The organism is Gilvimarinus sp. F26214L (assembly GCF_054401055.1).
On the sequence record NZ_JBTIYG010000012.1, the window covers coordinates 1 to 20,569 of the forward strand.

The 20,569-nt window shown below is 59.9% G+C and carries 14 protein-coding genes; 2 read left to right on the forward strand and 12 right to left on the reverse strand.

Annotated elements, in window-relative coordinates; translation table 11 throughout:
• Positions 1 to 827: 827 nt before the first annotated feature.
• The 8 genes from ACURWW_RS13210 to rpe all read right to left on the reverse strand — a co-directional run bounded on the left by ACURWW_RS13210 (position 828) and on the right by rpe (position 10,729).
• Complete coding sequence (locus ACURWW_RS13210) at positions 828 to 2,660, reverse strand: M2 family metallopeptidase (protein WP_445616922.1); 1,833 nt, start codon at positions 2,658 to 2,660, stop codon at positions 828 to 830.
• 71 nt (positions 2,661 to 2,731) lie between these two features.
• A complete protein-coding gene (gene trpC / locus ACURWW_RS13215; RefSeq protein WP_445616923.1) occupies positions 2,732 to 3,541 on the reverse strand; it encodes an indole-3-glycerol phosphate synthase TrpC in 810 nt (269 codons plus the stop codon).
• 150 nt (positions 3,542 to 3,691) lie between these two features.
• Complete coding sequence (gene trpD, locus ACURWW_RS13220; RefSeq protein ID WP_445616924.1) at positions 3,692 to 4,723, reverse strand: anthranilate phosphoribosyltransferase; 1,032 nt, start codon at positions 4,721 to 4,723, stop codon at positions 3,692 to 3,694.
• Positions 4,724 to 4,792: 69 nt separating this feature from the next.
• Complete coding sequence (locus tag ACURWW_RS13225; protein WP_445616925.1) at positions 4,793 to 5,368, reverse strand: anthranilate synthase component II; 576 nt, start codon at positions 5,366 to 5,368, stop codon at positions 4,793 to 4,795.
• 10 nt (positions 5,369 to 5,378) lie between these two features.
• Positions 5,379 to 6,851 carry an anthranilate synthase component I gene (gene trpE, locus ACURWW_RS13230; protein WP_445616926.1) on the reverse strand — a complete coding sequence of 491 codons (1,473 nt, stop codon included), beginning with the start codon at positions 6,849 to 6,851 and terminating at the stop codon, positions 5,379 to 5,381.
• Between the two features lie 508 nt (positions 6,852 to 7,359).
• On the reverse strand, positions 7,360 to 8,406 hold the full coding sequence (locus tag ACURWW_RS13235) for a DUF4382 domain-containing protein (RefSeq protein ID WP_445616927.1): 1,047 nt from the start codon (positions 8,404 to 8,406) through the stop codon (positions 7,360 to 7,362).
• Between the two features lie 180 nt (positions 8,407 to 8,586).
• Entirely contained in the window at positions 8,587 to 9,729 is a 1,143-nt protein-coding gene (locus ACURWW_RS13240; RefSeq protein ID WP_445616928.1) for a DUF4382 domain-containing protein, read from the reverse strand.
• A 328-nt stretch (positions 9,730 to 10,057) separates the two neighbouring features.
• The gene (gene rpe / locus ACURWW_RS13245; protein ID WP_445616929.1) at positions 10,058 to 10,729 is read right to left on the reverse strand and encodes a ribulose-phosphate 3-epimerase; all 672 of its coding nucleotides are present in this window, start codon (positions 10,727 to 10,729) and stop codon (positions 10,058 to 10,060) included.
• A 399-nt stretch (positions 10,730 to 11,128) separates the two neighbouring features.
• Here rpe and ACURWW_RS13250 point away from each other — a divergent pair, with 399 nt between their 5' ends.
• Positions 11,129 to 12,127: a hypothetical protein gene (locus ACURWW_RS13250; protein WP_445616930.1), complete on the forward strand. Its 999-nt coding sequence runs from the start codon at positions 11,129 to 11,131 to the stop codon at positions 12,125 to 12,127.
• A gap of 8 nt (positions 12,128 to 12,135) precedes the next feature.
• Here ACURWW_RS13250 and ACURWW_RS13255 read toward each other — a convergent pair whose 3' ends face one another.
• From ACURWW_RS13255 to ACURWW_RS13270, 4 genes are all read right to left on the reverse strand, one after another.
• Positions 12,136 to 13,731: a hypothetical protein gene (locus ACURWW_RS13255; RefSeq protein WP_445616931.1), complete on the reverse strand. Its 1,596-nt coding sequence runs from the start codon at positions 13,729 to 13,731 to the stop codon at positions 12,136 to 12,138.
• Positions 13,732 to 14,179: 448 nt separating this feature from the next.
• Entirely contained in the window at positions 14,180 to 15,757 is a 1,578-nt protein-coding gene (locus tag ACURWW_RS13260; protein ID WP_445616932.1) for a protein adenylyltransferase SelO, read from the reverse strand.
• A 36-nt stretch (positions 15,758 to 15,793) separates the two neighbouring features.
• The gene (gene murU, locus ACURWW_RS13265; protein WP_445616933.1) at positions 15,794 to 16,477 is read right to left on the reverse strand and encodes an N-acetylmuramate alpha-1-phosphate uridylyltransferase MurU; all 684 of its coding nucleotides are present in this window, start codon (positions 16,475 to 16,477) and stop codon (positions 15,794 to 15,796) included.
• A 45-nt stretch (positions 16,478 to 16,522) separates the two neighbouring features.
• Positions 16,523 to 17,569, reverse strand: a complete 1,047-nt coding sequence (locus ACURWW_RS13270; RefSeq protein WP_445616934.1) for an aminoglycoside phosphotransferase family protein — start codon at positions 17,567 to 17,569, stop codon at positions 16,523 to 16,525.
• 291 nt (positions 17,570 to 17,860) lie between these two features.
• Here ACURWW_RS13270 and ACURWW_RS13275 point away from each other — a divergent pair, with 291 nt between their 5' ends.
• Positions 17,861 to 20,569, forward strand: coding sequence for an LPS-assembly protein LptD (locus tag ACURWW_RS13275; protein WP_445616935.1), 2,709 nt, complete (start codon positions 17,861 to 17,863; stop codon positions 20,567 to 20,569).

A 20,569-nucleotide genomic window follows, 5' to 3' on the forward strand; every position in this document is an offset into this window, starting at 1 on the left:
TCCATGTAGCTCCCTCGCGGCATCCATGCCGCCAGGGTTTCGAAAGGTCCGACCCGACCCCGAACTCACATCGTGCCCGCCGAAAGATTGTTGAGCCACAAGTGAGGGCCCTTGCCGGAGGGGCGTTCAGAGCTCTTGCCGAGGTTTCATTCTCACCGGGTGGTAAGCCGCACTGCGAAGGGAGTTTGCGGTGGCGGGGAGGGGTTTAAGAGACCCTCACGGCAGGGATGCCGTGAGGGAGCTCCAGGGATGGATTCACGCGTTCTCGAAACCCCTCCCCGCCATCGCAAACGGGTTAAGAACTCACGCTTGAAGCCTGGATTTCGAAGCCCTGGGGTTCTGAACCCGTTCGAGATCGGGTCGGACCTTTCGAAATCGCGGTTAATACATCCATGTAGCTCCCTCGCGGCATCCATGCCGCCAGGGTTTCGAAAGGTCCGACCCGACCCCGAACTCACATCGTGCTCGCCGGAGATTGTCGAGCCTTGAGTGAGGGCCCAGGCCACGTTCGGATTGTTTAGTTGAGTTTCACTTCCATTGGGGTGGTAAGCCGCACTGCGAAGGGAGTTTGCGGTGGCGGGGAGGGGTTTCGAGACCCTCACGGCAGGGAAGCCGTGAGGGAGCTCCAGGGATGGATTCACGCGTTCTCGAAACCCCTCCCCGTCATCGCAAACGGATTCAGGACCTCTTCCGCCCCTGAAACCCTGGCGGCGATAGGATCCGGGAAGACTCGGAACGCCTGGGAAATACGGCCGTTCGGGGACCGATGGGCCGAACCTTCCAGTTCGGCCCATCGGTACAGCCTTGTACTCAAGGCGTGGCTGGACTTACCAGCCGCATTGACGGCCCTGGTTTTGCTCATCCAGCCACGTTTTCAGCGGCGCGAAGTAATCGATGATGGCGGAAGAGTCCAGCTCCCGCTGGCCGGTGATGGCTTCCATGGCGTCCTGCCAGGGTCGGCTCGCACCCATTTCCAGCATGGCCTGGAGTTTGGCGCCCGCCTCCTCATTGCCATAGATCGAACAGCGATGCAGAGGGCCATCGTGTCCTGCCGTTTCGCAGAGGGCGCGGTGGAACTGGAACTGCTGGATGAACGCCAGGAAGTAGCGCATGTAGGGCGTGTTGCCCGGAATGTGGTACTTGGCGCCGGGATCGAAGTCCGCTTCGCTGCGCTCCACAGGTGGCACAAGGCCTTGGTAATCGCGACGGAGTTCCCACCAGGCCTGGTTGTATTGCTCGGGCGTCACTTCGCCGTTGAAAACCTGCCAGCGCCACTTATCGACCATCAGCCCCCACGGCAGAAAGGCGATCTTGTCCAGGGCCATTTTCATCAGATAGCCCAGGTCGCCCTCTTCGCCCGGTTCTTCTTCGAGCCATCCGAGGTCCACCAGATACTTGGGAGTCACGGAAAGCGAGATGGTATCGCCGGTCGCTTCGTGGAAGCCGTCATTGGCGCTGCCCTGAAACAGAACGGGCTGGTGGTTATAGGCACGCTGATAGAAATTGTGGCCCAGCTCATGGTGAACGGTCTCGAAGTCTTCTGCGGTCTTGTCGATGCACATCTTGATACGCAGATCGTCCTTGCCGTCCATATTCCAGGCGCTGGCATGGCACACGGCTTTGTGGTCCGTCGGTTCCACGAACATGGAGCGCTCGAAAAAGGTCTCCGGGAGGGGCTCGAAGCCGAGTGAGGTGAAGAAGTTTTCCGCCACCTTCACCATGTGGACCTCGTCGGTGATCTTTTCCTTCACCAGCGCATCCAGGTCATAGCCGAGATCCGTGTTCTCGGGCTTCACAAGGTCGTAGATGTTGCCCCACTGCTGCGCCCACTGGTTACCCAGAACGTGAGCGGGAATGGGCCCGGTGGCCGGCACCACCTCATCGCCATAGTGCTCGTTCAGCTCTGCCCGGACATGGCAGTGCAGTGCGTCGTAGAAGGGTTTCACCTCCTGCCACTGGCGGTCGGCGTCGGCGGCAAACTCATCCGGGTCCATATCGTACTTGGAGCGCCAGAACACGCTCAGATTGTCGTAGCCAAGTGCCTGCGCCCCTTCGTTGCCGATTTCCACCTGGCGCTCGTAGAGGGGCTTCATGGGCGGGGAGACCTCGCGCCAGCCCACCCAGACTTCCTTCAACTCGTCCGGATCGCGGCTGGTGCTCATAATGTTTTCGAGCTTGTCACCGGTGAGGCATTCCTCGCCCTGATCCGTCTGCCGGCAATACTCCCCGGCACCGTACATGGCATTCATCTGGGAGCCGATCTCCGCCAGCTCCTGAGCCTTGGCGGAATCCTGGGGCGCCGGAATCACCAGCACCTGCTTGAGGGCGCTCATCTTACGGCGGTCGGCCGGGTCCAGATCCAGGTCGTTGAAGCGCGCCGCTTCGTTGGCCAGCTCTACGGACAGTTCAGTGAATCTCTGGCTGGCGAGGGATTCGAGCCAGAGGCTGTCGTAATTGATATAGGTACTGGCAACCCACGAGGCGTGAGACAGCTCTTCACCCAGACGGGCCAACTGCTCCTCGGCGTCCTTCAGAAACTCTCGGGCCTCATCCTCTGTTGGCCCGGAAGCGTCCGCCGCCTCCGCTCCCTGCGGTGCCGGCCCGCACGCGGCGAGCCCCAGGGCTGATATCAACAATACTGCAGAAATGGGTTTCTTCATCGTTATAGTCCACTTTGTTTGTCGAACGATGGCGTGCCCGGGAGACATGCAGCCTGCCGGCCCACCGGCCTTCAGCCGAATAGCTCGACCAGCCGCAGCCCCGGATCTTCCGCCTTCATCAAGGCTTCACCCACCAGGAAGGTGTGCACATTGTGGCCACGCATGGCTGCCACATGGTCGGTGGTGTGAATGCCGCTCTCGGTGACCACTATACGGTCATTGGGCACCTTGTCCAGCAGGCTGAACGTCGTTTCCAGGGAGGTAACAAAAGTCTTGAGGCTTCGGTTGTTGATGCCAATCAGCCGGTTGGGCAGATCCAGGGCCCTCTCAAGTTCTTCCGCGTCGTGAACTTCGACCAGAACGTCCAGCCCCAAGGCCAGAGCAAGCGCGTTCAGGTCCCGCATTTTCTCCTGCTCCAGGGCCGCAACGATGAGAAGGATGCAGTCTGCCCCGATTGCCAGTGATTCGTAGACCTGATAGTCATCGATGATGAAGTCCTTGCGCAGGACCGGGAGCTTGCTTGCCGTTTTCACCTCCCGGATGAAGCTGTCGGATCCCTGGAAAAAATCCACATCAGTCAGCACCGACAGACAGGCGGCATTCCCTTTTTCGTAGCTGCGGGCGATTTCCGCCGGAAAGAAATCTTCGCGGATGACGCCCTTGCTCGGCGAGGCCTTCTTGATTTCCGCAATGACCGCAGCCTGATCGTTCGCCAGCTTGGTTTCGATGCTCCGAATGAATCCGCGAGGTTCGGGCTGATCGGCAATCAGATCCTTGAGTTGCTGAACAGGGGTCTGCGCCTGGCGCTCAGCCACCTCCTCCGCTTTGCGGTTCAGAATTTTGGTCAGGATTGTGGGTGCTTTTGTCACTGGGTCACTCATCTGGTGGAAGGCGTAAAACCCGCTGGCTGTTTTTTCAACGGACCGACAGGCCCGACGTGAAGATTAAGCTCGCGAATCCCGCCTAAGTTCTTGATTCGAAGTGGAGGGTTTGCGGACATGGGCAGCAAACCCCGGCTGCCGATGGCCCACTCAGGCAAAACAGGCGGTAAACTCGCGCAATTCGGCGAGCTTGCCAAGGGCCAGGCCGCTGCCAATGGCATCCTGGGCCATGGCGACGCCATCGGCAAAACTGGCGGCGATACCGCTGACATAAATGGCCGCGCCGGCGTTCAGGGCGATCATGTCCGCGGCTTTCTGTCCAAACGGGCCGCGGCGCTTGCCAAGGGCATCTTCAATGAGCTCGAGGGACTGCTCCGGCCCTTCCACTGCAAGACCCTTCAGAGTCTGCACCTCGAGATCCAGCTCCTCCGGCGAAATCTCATACTCGCGAATCTCGCCTCCCTTGAGTTCGGCCACGTGAGTGGGGCCCGCCAGGGAGAATTCGTCGAGCCCCTCCCGCGAACAGACCACCATGACATGATCGCTGCCCAGGCGCTCCAACACTTCCGCCATCGGGGCGCAGAGGTTCTTGTTGAAAACTCCGATGACCTGACGCTTCACGTCCGCCGGATTGGTGATCGGCCCGAGGATGTTGAATACGGTGCGCAGCCCCAGCTCCTTGCGGGGTCCAATCGCGTGCTTCATCGCGCCATGATGGGATACTGCGAACATGAAACCAACGCCCACTTCACGGATACAGCGCGCCACCTGCTCCGGACTGATTTCCAGATTGATGCCGGCGGCCTCCAGGAGGTCGGCACTACCGGTGGAACTGGTCACCGAACGATTGCCGTGTTTGGCGACGTGTCCGCCCGCAGCGGCCACCACAAAGGCGGAGGCCGTAGAGACGTTGAACAGGCGCGCTTCATCGCCACCCGTTCCACAGGTGTCCACCATATTCGGCGCGTCGATGACCACCTTCGTTGCCAGTTCCCGCATGACCATTGCGGCCCCGGTGATTTCGTCCACGGTTTCACTTTTCATGCGCAGCGCAACCAGAAAGCCGCCGATCTGCGCGGGGCTTGCTTCGCCTGTCATGATCTGCCGCGTCACCGAGATCATTTCTTCGGTGCTCAGGTGCTCCCGGTTCACAACGCGGGTAATAGCCTGTTGGATGTTCACATTCGCCTCACAATGGTCTGTGTTGGAATCGCTTGCTGGAGCGTCTTTTTCCCGTCCTTCCCTTCCAGGTCAGGATTTCAGAAAGTTCTGCAACAACTGGTGGCCGTGCTGGGTAAGGATCGACTCAGGGTGAAACTGTACCCCCTCGATCTGGAGGTCCCGATGCCGCACTCCCATGATCTCATCGACCTCGCCGTTTTTCTCGGTCCAGGCGGTGACTTCCAGGCACTCCGGCAAGGTTTCCTTTTCCAGTATCAGCGAGTGATACCGGGTCGCTTCAAAAGGATTGTCCAGGCCGTGAAATACACCTGCGCCCTCGTGGTGAATCGGCGAGGTTTTTCCGTGCATCACTTCACGGGCACGCACCACCTTGCCGCCGAAGGCCTGCCCGATGCTCTGGTGGCCCAAACAGATCCCCAGGATCGGAATCCTGCCGGCGAATGTCTTGATCGCCTCAACGGACACGCCCGCTTCATTAGGGGTGCACGGACCGGGAGAAATCACCAGACGTGCGGGATCCAGAGCAATAATTTCTTCCAGGCTCAACTGATCATTGCGGATCACTTTCACCTCGGCCTTCAGCTCTCCGAGGTATTGCACGACGTTGTAGGTAAAGGAATCGTAATTGTCGATCATCAAAAGCATGTCGGTCCCCTCATTGCACCATGTCGACCGCGCGAAACAGCGCGCGGGCCTTGTTCATGGTTTCCTTCCATTCCAGGGCAGGAACGGAATCGGCAACCACGCCACCGCCCGCCTGTGCGTACAGCACCTGGTCCTTGATCACGGCGGTGCGTATGGCTATGGCGGTGTCCATGTTGCCGTTCCAGGAGAGGTATCCCACGGCGCCGCCGTAGACGCCGCGCTTTTCGGACTCCAGCTCGTCGATGATTTCCATTGCCCGTATCTTGGGGGCACCTGAAAGAGTACCTGCCGGCAAGGTCGCCCGCAGCACGTCCATTGGGCCCGTCCCCGGCTTGATGCGCCCGGTCACATTGGAGGTAATGTGCATCACATGGGAGTAACGCTCCACCACCATCTTTTCCGTCACTTCCACGCTGCCGATTTCCGCCACCCGTCCCACGTCGTTGCGGCCCAGATCGATCAGCATCAGGTGTTCGGCGATTTCCTTCGGGTCCGCCACCAGTTCCCGCTCCATGGCCAGGTCTTCTTCCGGCGTGCGACCCCGACGGCGGGTGCCGGCGATGGGCCGCACGGTTACCTCACCGTTCTCCAGCCGGGCGAGAATCTCCGGACTTGAACCCACCACATGGTGGTCCCCAAGATCCAGAAAATACATGTACGGAGAGGGATTGAGGCAACGCAGGGCGCGATAGAGATTGAGGGGGTCGGCGGTGAAGGGAATCGACAGCCGCTGGGAGGGCACCACCTGCATGATGTCACCCGCGAGGGCGTAGGACTTGATCTTTTCCACCGCGGCTTCGTAGCGTTCCTGGCCATAATGAGAGCGGAAATTCTGTTCCGACGCGGCCTCCGAATCAGGTGCCAGTTTCATGGGGCGGGTTGCCGGCTCCGCCGTGCGCAGGCGCGCTTCCAGAGCGTCCAGACGGGCTTCGCCCCGGGCCAGGGCCTCGTTCTGCGCCGGGTCCACATGGACCACGATGCTCAGCTTGCCTGCGAAATTGTCGAACACCAGCACCTCGTCCGACACCATGAGCAGAATATCCGGCGTTCCGATGACATCCTTGGGCTGGCTTGCCTTGAGCCGTGGTTCAACGTAGCGAACGCAGTCGTAACCGAAGTACCCCACCAATCCACCGTTGAACATGGGCAGATTGGCAACTTCCGCCACCCTGTATCGAGCCTGATACTCGGAGACGAAGCTGAGCGGGTCGCTGAGTTGATGCTCTTCCACGACCTTGCCGTCCTCCTCGATGATCACTTGCTCACCGAAGGCCTTGAGCACCGTGCGCGCAGGCAGGCCGATCATGGAGTAACGGCCCCATTTTTCGCCCCCCTGCACGGATTCAAAGAGGTAGGAGTAAGGTCCGCGAGCCAGTTTCAGATAGCTGGAAACCGGAGTTTCCAGGTCGGCGAGCACTTCGCGCACCAGCGGAATACGGTTGTAACCCTGACTTGCAAGCTGATTGAAATGATTGTTGTTCATGGCCCTTCCTCGGGATCAATTGCGAGGAGCAATGTCCTGCATTATGCGAATCTTTGCTTGTTTGTTCGAAGCGCATCGGGGGATGCGTTCACGCTGTGGGGAAGCTCCGCAGGGGGTTCCCACGGGGGACTTAGCGTCGCCAGCGCCACGCAGAGGAAGGGGGGAGAATGTAGGAGTTCGTCGCGATCACGGGGGTTTTACCTTACCCTTGGTATCTTTTTTGTGGACGCCTTGTCGCAGAACGTCCCCGGGACGGTGGGCAATGGCCTCCCCGGAGGAGTACCGCAGCCGCTGGCCGTTCCAGTCATCGCAAGACAGTTTAAACGCGGGGAGCGGTTTTGGCCAGCGGACGACGGAAAAACGTTGCCAAGGCGGCCCGGAGGGGCGAAATGCGTGCTTCACGCAAGATAATTGAGCGTTCAGACAGCATCAACACCCGCTGGGCCTGCGAGGGTTGCTCGCTGAACTGCTGGCCCGGATGCCGCGCAGCGATCCGGGCCACGGGGCGTCAGTCAGCCGCGGTTGAGCAGCCCCCCTCTGCCAGCGGAAAGTCACAGTTCAGGTCTTCTTCCAGGCCGAGAGTAATCTCAATCAACTCGGTCTCCGGAGCCGGTATCCGAATGCCATCAAATATCACCGGATCATCGTTGTCCGCCAGGCAGGACAATGCCAGGGTGTAGTCACCGCTGAACAGGTAGGAGAACAGGTACTCACCGTCCTCGTCCACGGCAGCCACCGCATGAGGCGCAAGCACATCGTTCGGGACGTCCGGATCGAAGTCTCCGGGGTTCGTGCCGCTTTGGTCGTCCCTGCGGATGAACACGTCTCCCAGGGTTGCGGGGTCCAGATCGTGACCCTCGTATAGATAGGCAACGTTGCCCTTGCTCGGGTCCAGCTTGTCTGCACAGCTGCCAGGACCATGGAGTGCGGCCAGGTCCACAGCGCCCGACAAGGTCGAAGCAGTATCCTTCTCCACGATGCGAATCCCGCGGGGCTTGAGAATGTACCTCTCCGGGGTGGGGTTATGAACCAGCGACTGGCGCAGACCGAACTCGACAACAAAGCTCTGCGTGTCCGTGGACGCCACCGTAAACGAGCCCAGCTTCAGTTGATCGCTGGGAACCTTGATGGGCTTCATCTCGCCAGTGCTGACTTCCTCCACAAAAGACTCATTCACATCCTCGTCCAACACATGGATACGCAAGTTCCGGTATTCACCGACGGGCAGAGTAACCGAATCAACCACCAGGCGACTGTCGGTCCCCTGAAACTGAAGCAGATCGATCTGAAAGGTTTCCGCGTCTTCAATGCCCAGTTCCTGGCTGGTAAAACGATCGACCACGATGTCGTCGCCACTCTCTGGCTGGAAGACCATTTTATCGACGGAAATCACCACCTTGGCGGCATCCTCCACCGGTGCATCCGAAAATCCGATACTGACCTCCGTCATGGGGGGCTCGTCGCTGCCCGAATCACTGCCGCACCCAACAAGCACGCCGCCAGCAGCCAATACCGTGCACAAGGCGAGCTGTCTGGACGAAAATGGATTGCCCATACCGTGTACTCCTTCTAATGGAAATCTTCGGCAGTCGGCGCTGCCCTCAAAGCGCCAATGTAGAGCCTTGCAGAAGGGATTGCTGTGATTGAGTTCAGGAAAGGGAAGGCAGATGCCTCAAGTACGGCCCGGATCGACTCCTCGACCCGGGACCGCAGTGGGAACGATCAGGTGGGAGGTTCACTCTGTGGCGCTGTCGGCACAAGCGCCGTCGTTCAGCGGAAAATCACACCGGGCCTCCTCCGCGTCTGACAAGCTGAGCTCCACGCGCTCCGAGGCCGCCAGAGGCACGCCGAAGCCCTCGTAAATCACTGGGTCGTCGTAATTCACCTGACAGGCGATCGCGAGGGTGTAGTCGCCGCCGCGCAGGTAAGGCAAGACATAGTTGCCTTCCTCATCCACACCGGCTACTGCGTGGGGAGCGATTATCCGCTCAGGCACGTTGGGATCGTAGGCTGAATGAGCGCCGGGCTCCCCCTCGCGGATGAACACATCACCCAGATCCGCCGGATCGTGGCCATGTCCCTGGTAAAGATAGGCGGCAGTGCTGGCGGCGGGGTCAGTCTGCTCCGCACAGGCCTCAAACTCACGGATTGCGTTCAGGTCCACCTGACCACGCAGGGTCGCAGCCGCGTTGTCCGGCACCACCCTGAGGCCCACCGATTTCAGAATGTAGTGATCGCCGGCGGAATTGAAGTCGAGCGATTGGCGGAGGCTGAACTCAACCACCAGATCGTGCTGGTCCGTATCCGGAATGGTGAAGGCCGGCAACACGAGTTCGTGTGCCGTGACTTCCACCCAAACCATCTCACCGGTGCTCAGTTGTTCCACATACGACTCGTTGACATCGCCATCGCGAACGAGAATGCGCATCCCCGTGTAACTACCCGGCGGGAGATTAACCTGGTCGATGACCATCCGCTTGGCAGTACCCTGCACTTCCAACAGATCCAGCTGGAATATTTCCGCATCCTCAATTCCCAGCTCCGGGCTGGTGAAAGTATCGACCACAATGTTCCGGCCGTCCTGTGACTCGAAGGTAATTCGGTCCACGGAAATAACAACCTTGGCGGCGTCGTTTACTGGCGCATCGGAGAAATACAGGCTCACCGGGGTGCCGTCGATCACATCGTTCGAGTCGCCGGAACCTCCGTCTCCACCTGCGCCGCCGGATCCGCCATCGTCACCTGTGGACGGTTGTTGGTCGCCCGAGTTAGCGGGCGCCCGATCACTACCGGAACCGCCGCCGCAACCAACCAGCAGGCCCATCAATACAACAGTTGAAATCATACCGATCTGACGCACAGTGGATTCAATGCACATACTTTCGCTCCTTGATTTTTGTGTATCGAAGCCGCCTCTGCCTTGTCCATCGATCGGGTCGAGGATCCCACAGCCTGAGCCAGGCTTAGCGTCCGGCATTGTGTCCGGGCTCTCAAAGCTCACAACGAAGCGGCCAGTGCAACAGTGCAGACTGAATTGCTGTGTTTGTGTTCCGTGAAGAAAAGACAACGGCGCCGCGATGTGGCGCCGGAGGGATAGGAGAAATTGAAATTGAGCAGCCGCCCGCAATTCCTGCCAACCAGACGATCAGGCGTGGTTAACATTTTTGCGCCGGGACACGTGACTGGCGCCCGGGGAACTCTCGCCGCTATTTTACCTTGTTCAGCTCTGCGCGGAGCGCGCCGACGGATTGGGCGTAATCATCAGCCGCGAAGATCGCCGTGCCGGCGACAAAAGTGTCGGCCCCTGCTTCCGCCACACTGCGAATGTTCTCGGCCTTGATTCCGCCATCGATCTCCAGGCGTATATTCTTGCCCGTTTTATCGATCAGCTCACGGGCTTCGCGGAGTTTGTCCAGAGTGTAGGGAATGAAGCTTTGCCCTCCAAACCCTGGATTTACCGACATTAGCAGCAGCATGTCCAGCTCCGGCAGCACGTGTTTGATAGTCTCCAGGCCGACCGCCGGATTTAAAACCAGCCCCGCCTTGCAACCGGCCGCTCGAATCAGCTGCAGAGAGCGATCTACATGCCGCGAGGCATCGGGATGGAAGGTGATGTAATCGGCTCCCGCTTCGGCGAAGCTGCCGATCAGGTCATCCACCGGGTCCACCATCAAGTGCACGTCGATCTCGGCCGAGATCCCATAGTTGCGCAGTGCCTTGCAGACCACCGGGCCGATGGTCAGGTTCGGTACGTAGTGATTGTCCATGACGTCGAAATGGATCATGTCCGCGCCGGCCTCCAGAACTGCCGCGCACTCCTCACCCAGTCGGGCAAAATCAGCGGCCAGGATGGAAGGGGCGATTTTGAAGTCAGTCATTGGAATTGTCCGTCAATTTCATGAACCTTAATTGTACTGAAATATGCTGTCCGGTCCCACCGTACACTGCTGCTCCTGCCGCTCGTCTCCCGGTCTTGTGCGACCTCCCATTTGCAATTTTTTCAGGAAACCCTCCCCAAAGCCCGTCACCTTCCGGCCCTGGAGAAGGCAGAGCACCTGGAACGGTTTGTGCTGACCGGTTTGTGCTGAATGGTTTGTGCTGTTTGTGCTCCAGAACGGTTTGCCTGCCACGCGGCGCACTGAGCACCACCGACCATAAGAACACCGGACCTTGCCGGATCCGATCTGTTTACCGGGGCCCAACCGGGGCTCCCGACACGATGCAGTCGCAGACCGCCCTCGTCCGAAGCGGCCTGACGCCACCGAAAGGAATTCTCAGTGACAGCAATCACCCCCACAGTCGTTCAGGGGCCCCTCAAGCCTCGCGCGGCTATCACAGCCCTACTGGTCAGTGTCGCCATTGCCATTTTGCCCCTGTTTTTTATCAGCGGCCCGCAATGGATGTCCACCGAACTGGGGCGCGCCGTGGTGAATCTCGGTCATATTCCGTTCTTCGCGCTTGTGACGTTCACCGTCAGTTTGCGCTTCCCTCTGGATAGACCGGCGCGATGGCTCGGAATCACGGCAGTGACGCTGTTGGTCAGTATCGCCGTGGAAGCGATTCAGGCGCAGGTGGGCCGATCCGCCAGCGGGCACGACGTGCTGCGCAATATCACCGGCTGCTGGCTTACGCTGTGCTGGCTCCAGCGCGGCACTGGTGCGGCCTGGCTGGGACGCATCGCAGTCGGCTCCATACTGGCCTTTGAGGTGTTCCTCGTCGTGGGAGCGGGATTGTCCCAGCATCGCCTCAACCAATTGTTGCCGGCTCTGGCGAACCTGGACACGCACTACGACCTGCGAAGCTGGACGCCCGTGAACAGTAATCTGGAGCTCTCCGATCCTCCCGCCGGGACGGACGGCCCCGCTCTGAAGATCAGCCTCAATACAGGCACCTTCTCGGGGGTGGCGCTGACCCGGTTACCCGGGAACTGGACGGGCTACGCTGCCCTGAGGTTCAGGCTGTATAACCCGCAGCCGCGACCCATTGCCATGACGGTGCGGGTTCATGATGCCCGCCATGAATCAGGGCCGGCCCGCTGGCAATACCAGGATCGTTACAACCGGCTCGTTCAGGTCATGCCCGGGTGGAATGAATTCAATATTGATCTGGACGAAATCAGGGGCGGGCCCGCGTCTCGAACCCTGAATCTGGAGCAGGTTCGGGAAATGCGCTTGTTCGCCACGGCTCTGGAGGGGGAAAAGGTGATATTCGCCCGGGATTTTCGCCTTGCAAAAAAAAAGGCCCCTGAGGGCCTTTTCGTCATTTCGCGCGGATAAGCGGATAATCAGGAGGCTGTGATCCAGGTGAAGGAGACAACGCTGCCACCCGGGACCAGATTCTGGCTGATTTTGCTGCCCTGCCGGCTGTCCACAGCCACACCATAGAGTTCCAGAACGTCGTTACGTTGCTGATCCGCCTGATAGAGGACACTCTTGCTGTCCTCGGACCAACTGAAGGACTGTACATTTCCTTCAGCAACCAGCGCACCATTGAGTTTAGTAACCGGCTTGGAGCCATCGGCTGATGCCACGTACAGTTCAACCTTTCCATCCATTTCCTGGTCAGCAAGATATGCCACGCGCCGACCATTGGGGGACACTTCCCAGGCATCTGCGTTGGCAATGGATCCGCCCTTCACGAAGCTTCCGCTCAATTGCACCAGACCTGAACCATCGGGCTTCGCGCTGAACAGTTCGTTCATTCCCACCTGGTTCTGCTCAGCTGTGTAAAAGACCCGTGAGGCATCCGGCGCCCATTTGACCGACTGGAAGCTGCCGCCGTCCGCAAGAGAATCGCTCACAACCTGGTGATCCCCACCGTCCGCTGTAACGGTATAGAGGTCGAATGAGCCGGCGGTAAACTGGTCAGCTACATAACTCAGTCGTGAGGCATCGGGAGCCCATTGCCAGCTTGCGACTTTACCGCCCTCGGGCAGATCGCCGTTCACTTTGATATTACCGCTTCCATCCAGAGCGACCGTGTAGACCGCGCGCTCACCCACTTCGTAGGCTACCTTGCCGCCTGTCGGGGCCACTTCCCAGCGATCGCCAACCGAGCTTCCGTCCGGCGTGATCGCGGTACGACGAGAGCCGTCTGCGCTGACGCTGAAAAGCTGAAAGCTGTCATCACTGGCCTGATCCGCCCGATAAACCACGTAATTGCCGTCGGCAGACCACTGAATACCGGTTACATCGCCCCCCGAAACCAGAGCGCCGTTCAACTTCTGACTGCCGGATCCGTCTGCCGCAACTGAGTAAAGCTCGTAGACATCGTCGGTGTCCTGATCGGCGCGATAGACCAGGCGCGATCCGTCCGGCGACCAGGCGATGAAGTCGACGTTGCCACCGGATGCCAGCGGGGCATTTACTTTTGTAAGGCCCGTGCCGTCCAGGTTCACCACAAAGGCTTCATCGACACCGTCCTTGTCGCGGTCGGCGATGAAGGCCACACGCTTGCTGTCGGGGGAAACAGTAAACTGGTCAACCGCTCCACCGGGGATGAGACCGCCACTGATGTTCACCAGGCCGCTGCCGTCCGGCCGCACGCTGAACAGCTCGTTCACCCCGCTGACCTCCTGCTCACCGGAAAACACGATACGTGACTTATCCGGTGCCCAGCTAATCGCTGTCAGTACGCCACAATGATCCAACGAAGCATTCAGTTTGCTGACTGATCCGCTTTTGCCGTCATAGCCATACATCTCATATTTTTCGTCCACATCCTGGTCCGCCACATAAAGAGCCAGACCGGCGCCGACAGGACCGCCAGGCTTGCCGGCACCCCCATCTGCGCCCGGAGCGGAGCCACCACCTCCTCCGCCACAGGCGGTCAAAGTAATAACGGAAGCCAATACAAGCGAAGAAGAAAATGTTTTAGTCATGCACACTGCCTCGTGGAATATTCGAAATGGAATATCCAGTTCATTGAATGGTTGCTGATTGTTACTGCGCGATGTCTACTCGTGATAAGCAGGAAGCGCCTGAACATCTCAGGCTTGGGGACTTGCCTCGTGGAGTACCCAATCAAAACCGAAGGTCGAGGTTATAAATAGAAGTGAACGGGCCATACCGCCAGCGACTTTGATCAATGTGAGCATCAGTTCACATGGACGTCGTGCGGCGACCAGAAGATTGTGGGGCGATTTCAGTGGGGGAGAATGGGGTAGCCGAAATTTTTATTTTTGCAAAAAAACGAACTGAAAAAATATTGGGTGAGGAGCTCCCTTCATTTGAACACGGAGGGAGGTCTTTGACCTGTGCTCATACCAGACAGGAGTAATGTGCAATAAGCCCAGGAATGAAAAAAAGCAAGCTCAAGCTCGAGCACTTTTATGAGCTGCATGAAAGCATGGAACAGCCGGCGCGATCCCGGGCCCAGTCCGGGCGCCGGGAGAAATATTCCGCATGTTCCGGCTGCTCCGCGTACGGATTGCGCAGAAGCTTCAGAAGCGTGTTCACGAGGGTGTAGTCGCCCTGCTCCGCCCGGTCGATGGCCTGCTGGGCCATGTAGTTGCGCAGCACATATTTTGGATTCACCGCATCCATTGCCTCACGGCGTTCGCGGTTGCTTCGCCCGTCTTTTTGTACCCGTTGGCGGTAGTCCCTTAGCCAGGTGGTGATGAGGTTCCGGGCCGGTTCATCGGGGTCCTGATAAAAGGCGGGGCGCAGGACGGCCAGCAATGTTTCACTGTTTTGCTCACCGCTCTCACAATCCAGTTTCGCCAGCAGACGGTAGAACAGAGTCATGTCCGTTTCGACGATCTGCAGAGTGTCCTCCAGAGATTGCAGGAGTTGGCCGTCGCTCGAGCGATAGGCTGCGAGGCCCAGCTTACCCGCCGTCATTGAGTTCCAGGCATCGGTGTACAAGCCGGCGAAGTTCTCCAGAATTTCCCTCAGAGGTTCGGCATCTCCAACCAGAGGATAGATGGCGTTGCCAAGCTGAATCAGATTCCACTGGGCAATGCCCGGCTGATTGGCATAGCGGTAACGACGCCCATGGGCATCGGTGGTGTTCGGGGTCCAGTTGGGGTCGTAATTATCCAGCCAGCCGTAAGGACCATAATCAATCGTCAAACCGTGAACAGACATGTTGTCCGTGTTCATCACTCCGTGAACAAAGCCCACGCGCATCCAGTGCACAATCATGTCCACCGTACGGCGGCAGACCTCATCGAACCAGGCAACATAGCTCTCCCGCCGAGGCTCACCGAGGTGTGGAAAGTAATGGCGCAACGTGTAGTCGGCCAGCTGTTGCAAGCCCTGATGGTCCTGGCGCGCCGCGAGGATCTCGAAGTTTCCGAAACGAATGAAGGACGGGGCAGCGCGACAGACCACTGCCCCCGGCTCCAAGCGGGCGTTTCCATCGTAGAACATGTCCCGCATCACCTGTTCGCCGGTCTCGATCACTGACAGGGCCCGGGTAGTGGGTACACCGAGATGATGCATGGCTTCGCTGCAGAGAAATTCCCGGATGGACGAACGCAGGACGGCAAGCCCGTCTGCGCCGCGGGAGTACGGAGTCGGCCCGGCGCCCTTGAGCTGCACGGTCCATCTTTTTTCCGCCACCAGAATCTCGCCCAGATTGATTGCGCGCCCGTCTCCCAACTGGCCCGCCCAGCTGCCGAACTGGTGCCCGCCGTAACACATGGCGAACGGGTCCATTCCGGGCAGCAGCCGACTGCCGGAAAAGACCTGGAGGAATTCAGCGGATTCAGCGCAACCCTCGGGGAGTCCGAGTTCCGCTGCCAGATCCTGGGACCAGGCCACGAGGCGGGGATTTTTGGCAGGTACCGGCTGGACCCGGGAAAAGGCAGCTTCCACCTGTCGGCGGAAGTTGCCGGGCTCCGGATCTGCGGGCAGTTCCCGTACATAGCTGTTGTCGAAGTGAAGGGCGGCGGTGAGGGTCATAGGACACACTTGATTGGATTGATTGCCGCCTCCGATTCAGAGGCTGGCCTGAAGCTCTGTCAGTCGCTCCGGGGTTCCGATGTCGCGCCACTGTCCGCGATAGATCTCGCCACCCAGGCGACCGTCCCGAATGGCCGCGCGAAACGCTTCACCCAACGGAAACACCTGCCGCTGTTGGGGGTAGTCCGACACCAGGGAGGGACGAAGCAGGGAAATGCCGCTGTAGGTAAGCCGCTGTTGGTCGGGATTCTCTGGTTCCGACTGCAGCCAACCGGCCTCGTTCAGAAAGAAGTCCCCCTCCGGCACGTGGGAGGGGTTGGGGACCATCAGCAAGCGACCCAACTCGGCCGGTCGGAGGGAGTGGTTCAGCAGACTGGCGAAGTCGTAATCGCACCACACGTCGGCATTGACCACCAGGAAGGGAGCATCACCCAGCAGGGGCAGCGCGTGAAGAATGGCTCCTCCGGTTTCCAGGGGGAATGGCTCCTCCGAAAACACGATGTGGACCCCGAATTTGTCGCCATCGCCCAGGTAACGTCTGATCTGCTCCCCCAGGTAGGCGATATTCACCACGATTTCCCGCACCCCGGCCGCGGCGAGGCGCTCGACCGTGTAGTGTATCAGCGGAAGGCCGCCCGCCCGGAGCATGGGCTTGGGGGTATCGCGGGTCAGCTCAGCCATACGCTCGCCGCGCCCGGCGGCGAAAATCATTGCCTTCATAGTTGCTTCTGTCGATCGATGAATTGCCGCTGCGCGACCGTGGCTTCAAGCGGGCGTATAACCGGCGGTGCGGTAGTCCGTATACCAGCTGTGCTCTGCCGCCAGAGGAATCAGCCGGTCCTTGAACCAGGTGGAAAATGCGGCAAATTGCGGATGGGCGTCAAGCACCTCCACCACATAACGGATCACCAAAGGGAGGTCGTTCAGATAACCGGGCTTTTCATCCCGCAGGGCCAGCCGGGCGAAGATCCCCAGCACTTTGAGGTGGCGCTGCAAGCCCATCAGGTCAAACCAGCCCAGAAACTGTTGGGCTGTCATATCGGCCGGCGCAATGCCCACATCCTGCGCCATGTTCGCATAGGCCAGTGCCCACCGTTCCACGCTCTCCCGGGGCCAGCGCACATAGCAGTCGCGCAGCAGCGAGACCAGGTCGTAGGTGAAAGGACCCCAGACCGCGTCCTGAAAATCAATCACCCCCGGCGGACCAAACTGCCGGTGAATCAGGTTACGCGAATGATAGTCCCGGTGAACGAAGCAGGCAGGTTGTTCCAGTGCGCTATCGATCAGGGCCTCGAAAACCTTGCCCATCTGTTCCTGCTCCCAGGGTTCCGGCGTGTAACCGAGCAGATGCCCCATGAACCATTCCGGGAACAGGCGCAACTCCTGGAGCAGTTTTTCCCGGGAATATGGCGGAATCTGGGCCACCGAAGGCGGGCTCTGCTGGAGCCGCAGCAGCGTCATCAAGGCCTCGCCGTACAGAGCGTCCACGGACCCGGCGCTGAGATCTCCAAGGTAGAGCCGCTCGCCGAGATTATCAATGAGGAGGAAGCCGCGCTCAAAATCCGCCGCATGGACCTTCGGTGCATGGATGCCCTGCTGACGAAGGTAGTCCGCCAGGGCTACGAAGGTTTTGCTGTCCTCTGTTTCCGGCGGTGCATACACCGCAAGCCGCTCCGGGTCCGGCTCGATGCGGTAATAGCGCCGGGCTCCGGCGTCTCCGGACAGGGGCTTGAGGGCCAGCTCATCCAGTTTTACGCTCGGCATCACCGCGGTCAGCCACTCTGATAAAGGCGCCACCAGGTTCGTTTGCATACTTGCTCCAGCTTGCCCATCCGTCCGAAATGGACAGGATGAGTTAATTGCAGTTCAAATTTATACCACCGATCCGCTCTGCTTTCCTAGGGAGCTGTCGATATCTCTGATGCACCTCTTGCTTTCGGGTTCTGGCAGCCGGCAACGGCCCGCTGCGGTCGCCCCGGTGCTGGGATGGTGGTTCGCTTTCCAGTAGAATCGGCAGCTTTCTCGAGCCCAGCAATAGGCCCCGCTCCGAGTCAAGCGGACGGCGAACAGAAAATCCACTGGCAAAGAAGGTAGCACCCTTTCGTGACAGATTGCTTAAGCAGCGTGAATGGCAAACGGAAGGCCCGCTTCCGGCGAGACCCGCTAACGCCTCGCGCCCCATGGATCGGGTTCCGCAGCGCGCCGGTGGCCTCGCTGGCGGCCCTGGCGGTATCGCTCACAGTCGCCCCCGCCCTCGCCCAGATCGAGGCGCAGTACGAATGGGCCTGTGAAGGGGGCGCAAACGGCTGGTCCTGCCGACAGGTGCCCACCGCGGGGACACGGGCTCAGCGGCCCGCGTCGGATTCCGATCAGAATGACAATTCGCTCGGCTGGGTTCCGCTGGACCAGTTGAGCCCTGCACAACGTGAACTCGTTCCGGCGAACTGTTGCGGCGCCTACCTTCCACCAGCTCATGTGGCAGCCTCGCCCGCGCCGGGCCAGTCCCCGGAGGAGAATGCCGGGCAGGAGCAAGAGTCCGAGCCGCCGTCTGGCGCCGAGCGCCTGGAGTACGACCGCATGGAGGGAAACCTCCAGAGCAGCTATGAGTTGAGCGGCAATGTGCGGATGAGCCAGGGTGGCCGCCGCATTACTGCTGATCGGGCCTCGGTCGACGAAGAAAACAACACCGCCACCGTCAGCGGCGACATCCGGATTTACGAGCCCGGTGTATTCATCGTCGGCGAGCAGGCGGAGCTGAACCGGGAAACCGGCGCCTCCCGGATCGAACAGGGCGAGTTCGTGCTCTATGAATCCCGCACCCGGGGCTCGGCCGCGCTCCTGGCCCGATCAGAGGACGAGGTGATAACCCTCGAGGATGGCCTGTTCACCCAGTGCGAGCCGGGCAATGAAAGCTGGGCCCTGCGCGGCAGTTCCATCGAGGTGGACCCGAAATCCCGGCGCGGGGTGGCCCGCAATGCCCGCGTCGAACTGGCCGGCATACCCGTGTTCTATTGGCCCTACCTGCCCTTTCCCGTGGGCAGTGAACGCCAATCCGGGTTTCTGTTCCCAACCATCACCTCGGATGATGTAGCGGTCCCCTACTACCTGAACCTGGCTCCCAATTTCGACATGACCGTGACCCCGCGCTACGTGGCAGACCGGGGGACCATGGTGGAGGCGGAGTTTCGCCATCTGAGCCCCTGGTTCGAGACGGTCCTCGGCGGCGCCTGGCTGGGGAGCGGGGATGACGACATCAGCGACAATGAGGAAGACGCCATCAGCCGCGGCCTGATGACCGAAGCAGAGGCAATGGAGTTTGCGGACCAAGACCGGTGGCTCGCCTCGATTCAGCAGGAAGGCGGCCGGGGCTACCGGTGGTACAGCGACATCGATTACACGAAGGTGAGCGACTACGCCTATTTCAGCCACCTGGATACCACCAACCTGGACGTCAACCGCGCCACCCACCTCCGCCAGCAGGGTGAGCTGGGCTACCGCTTCCCCAACTGGAACGTCAACGCGCGGTTCGTGGAGTATCAAACCATCGCCCTGGATGTTGCCGAGCCCTATCAACAGCTGCCCAAGTTCAATGCCAACGGCAGTTACCGCTGGGGCGACCTGGACCTGGCGCTCAATAACCAGTTCACCCGTTTCGATCACGCGGAGGACTACCTCGACCCCGAGGCTCCCTCGCCGGCACAGCGGCGCATCACCGGGGACCGCACCCGCCTGGATTACCGACTGGCCTGGGAGAAAGAGTGGCTGTGGGGCTTTTTCCGTCCGGCAGCCTTGCTCAAGAGCATCAATTATCGCCTGGACGATGCTGCCCTCCGCCCTGACGCGGAGACCGATCCCAGCATTACTACGCCACAGGGCGTGCTGGACATGGGCCTGTTCTTTGAGCGCGACGGGAACTGGTTCGGCAACAGCTACCTGCAGACCTTCGAACCCCGGGTGTTCTACTTCTACAGCGACTACGAAAGCCACGAGGACCTGATCGGCGTCACTCCGGACGGTCGCAGCGTGGATTTCGACACCTCCGAGCTCACCTTCAGCTACAGCCAGCTCTTTCGGACCACCCGCTTTGCCGGCGGCGACCGCATCGATGACGACAATCGGGTATCCGTGGGGCTGACCACGCGGTTTCTGGGCTCCAGCGGCCGGGAGCGGCTGAGCGTGAGCCTGGGCCAGATCTTCTACCAGGGGGATCGACGGGTCAGTCTGCACGGCGAACCGCTGCTGGATAGCCGCTCGGAGATGGCTGGACAATTTTCGGCTCAACTGACAGACTCCCTGCGCTTCGGCAGCGACGTCCTTTATGACCAGGAAGAAAACAAGGTCAACCGCGGCAACGCAAGCTTCCGCTACATGGACGAGGATCATCGCATTTTCAACCTGGGCTATCGTTACGATCGCAAGGCGCCGCGCACCATTGACGGTCGCCAGGTGGACCAGGACCGCAGCCAGGGCGATGCATCCATCGTCTGGCCGCTGAGTGACAGCTGGAGCTTTATTGGTCGTCAATATTACGACTTCACCAATGACCGGGAACTGGACTCCATTGCCGGCCTCGAATACACCAGTTGCTGCTATCGCCTGCGAGTTGCCTGGCGGCGCTGGCTGGACAACGACCTGATCAACCGCATCAACGATCCCACCCTGGATCTGGAGTACGACCAGGGCATCTTCTTCGAGCTGCAACTGCGTGGCCTGGGCGGTGTCGGAAGCAGCAACATTCGCAATGCCCTGGCGGAAGGAATCTATAATTTTAACCGCCGCGAAGAAGCCATTCTGGGGCGCCCCATCGATTGA

Excerpts from the sequence above, each read along its gene's own strand:
- ACURWW_RS13260 (WP_445616932.1), bottom strand. The coding sequence starts at position 15,757 with ATGACCCTCACCGCCGCCCTTCACTTCGACAACAGCTATGTACGGGAA.
- trpC (WP_445616923.1), bottom strand. The coding sequence starts at position 3,541 with ATGAGTGACCCAGTGACAAAAGCACCCACAATCCTGACCAAAATTCTG.
- ACURWW_RS13225 (WP_445616925.1), bottom strand. The coding sequence starts at position 5,368 with ATGCTTTTGATGATCGACAATTACGATTCCTTTACCTACAACGTCGTG.
- ACURWW_RS13255 (WP_445616931.1), bottom strand. The coding sequence starts at position 13,731 with ATGACTAAAACATTTTCTTCTTCGCTTGTATTGGCTTCCGTTATTACT.
- ACURWW_RS13210 (WP_445616922.1), bottom strand. The coding sequence starts at position 2,660 with ATGAAGAAACCCATTTCTGCAGTATTGTTGATATCAGCCCTGGGGCTC.
- ACURWW_RS13235 (WP_445616927.1), bottom strand. The coding sequence starts at position 8,406 with ATGGGCAATCCATTTTCGTCCAGACAGCTCGCCTTGTGCACGGTATTG.
- ACURWW_RS13270 (WP_445616934.1), bottom strand. The coding sequence starts at position 17,569 with ATGCAAACGAACCTGGTGGCGCCTTTATCAGAGTGGCTGACCGCGGTG.
- ACURWW_RS13240 (WP_445616928.1), bottom strand. The coding sequence starts at position 9,729 with ATGTGCATTGAATCCACTGTGCGTCAGATCGGTATGATTTCAACTGTT.
- rpe (WP_445616929.1), bottom strand. The coding sequence starts at position 10,729 with ATGACTGACTTCAAAATCGCCCCTTCCATCCTGGCCGCTGATTTTGCC.
- murU (WP_445616933.1), bottom strand. The coding sequence starts at position 16,477 with ATGAAGGCAATGATTTTCGCCGCCGGGCGCGGCGAGCGTATGGCTGAG.
- trpE (WP_445616926.1), bottom strand. The coding sequence starts at position 6,851 with ATGAACAACAATCATTTCAATCAGCTTGCAAGTCAGGGTTACAACCGT.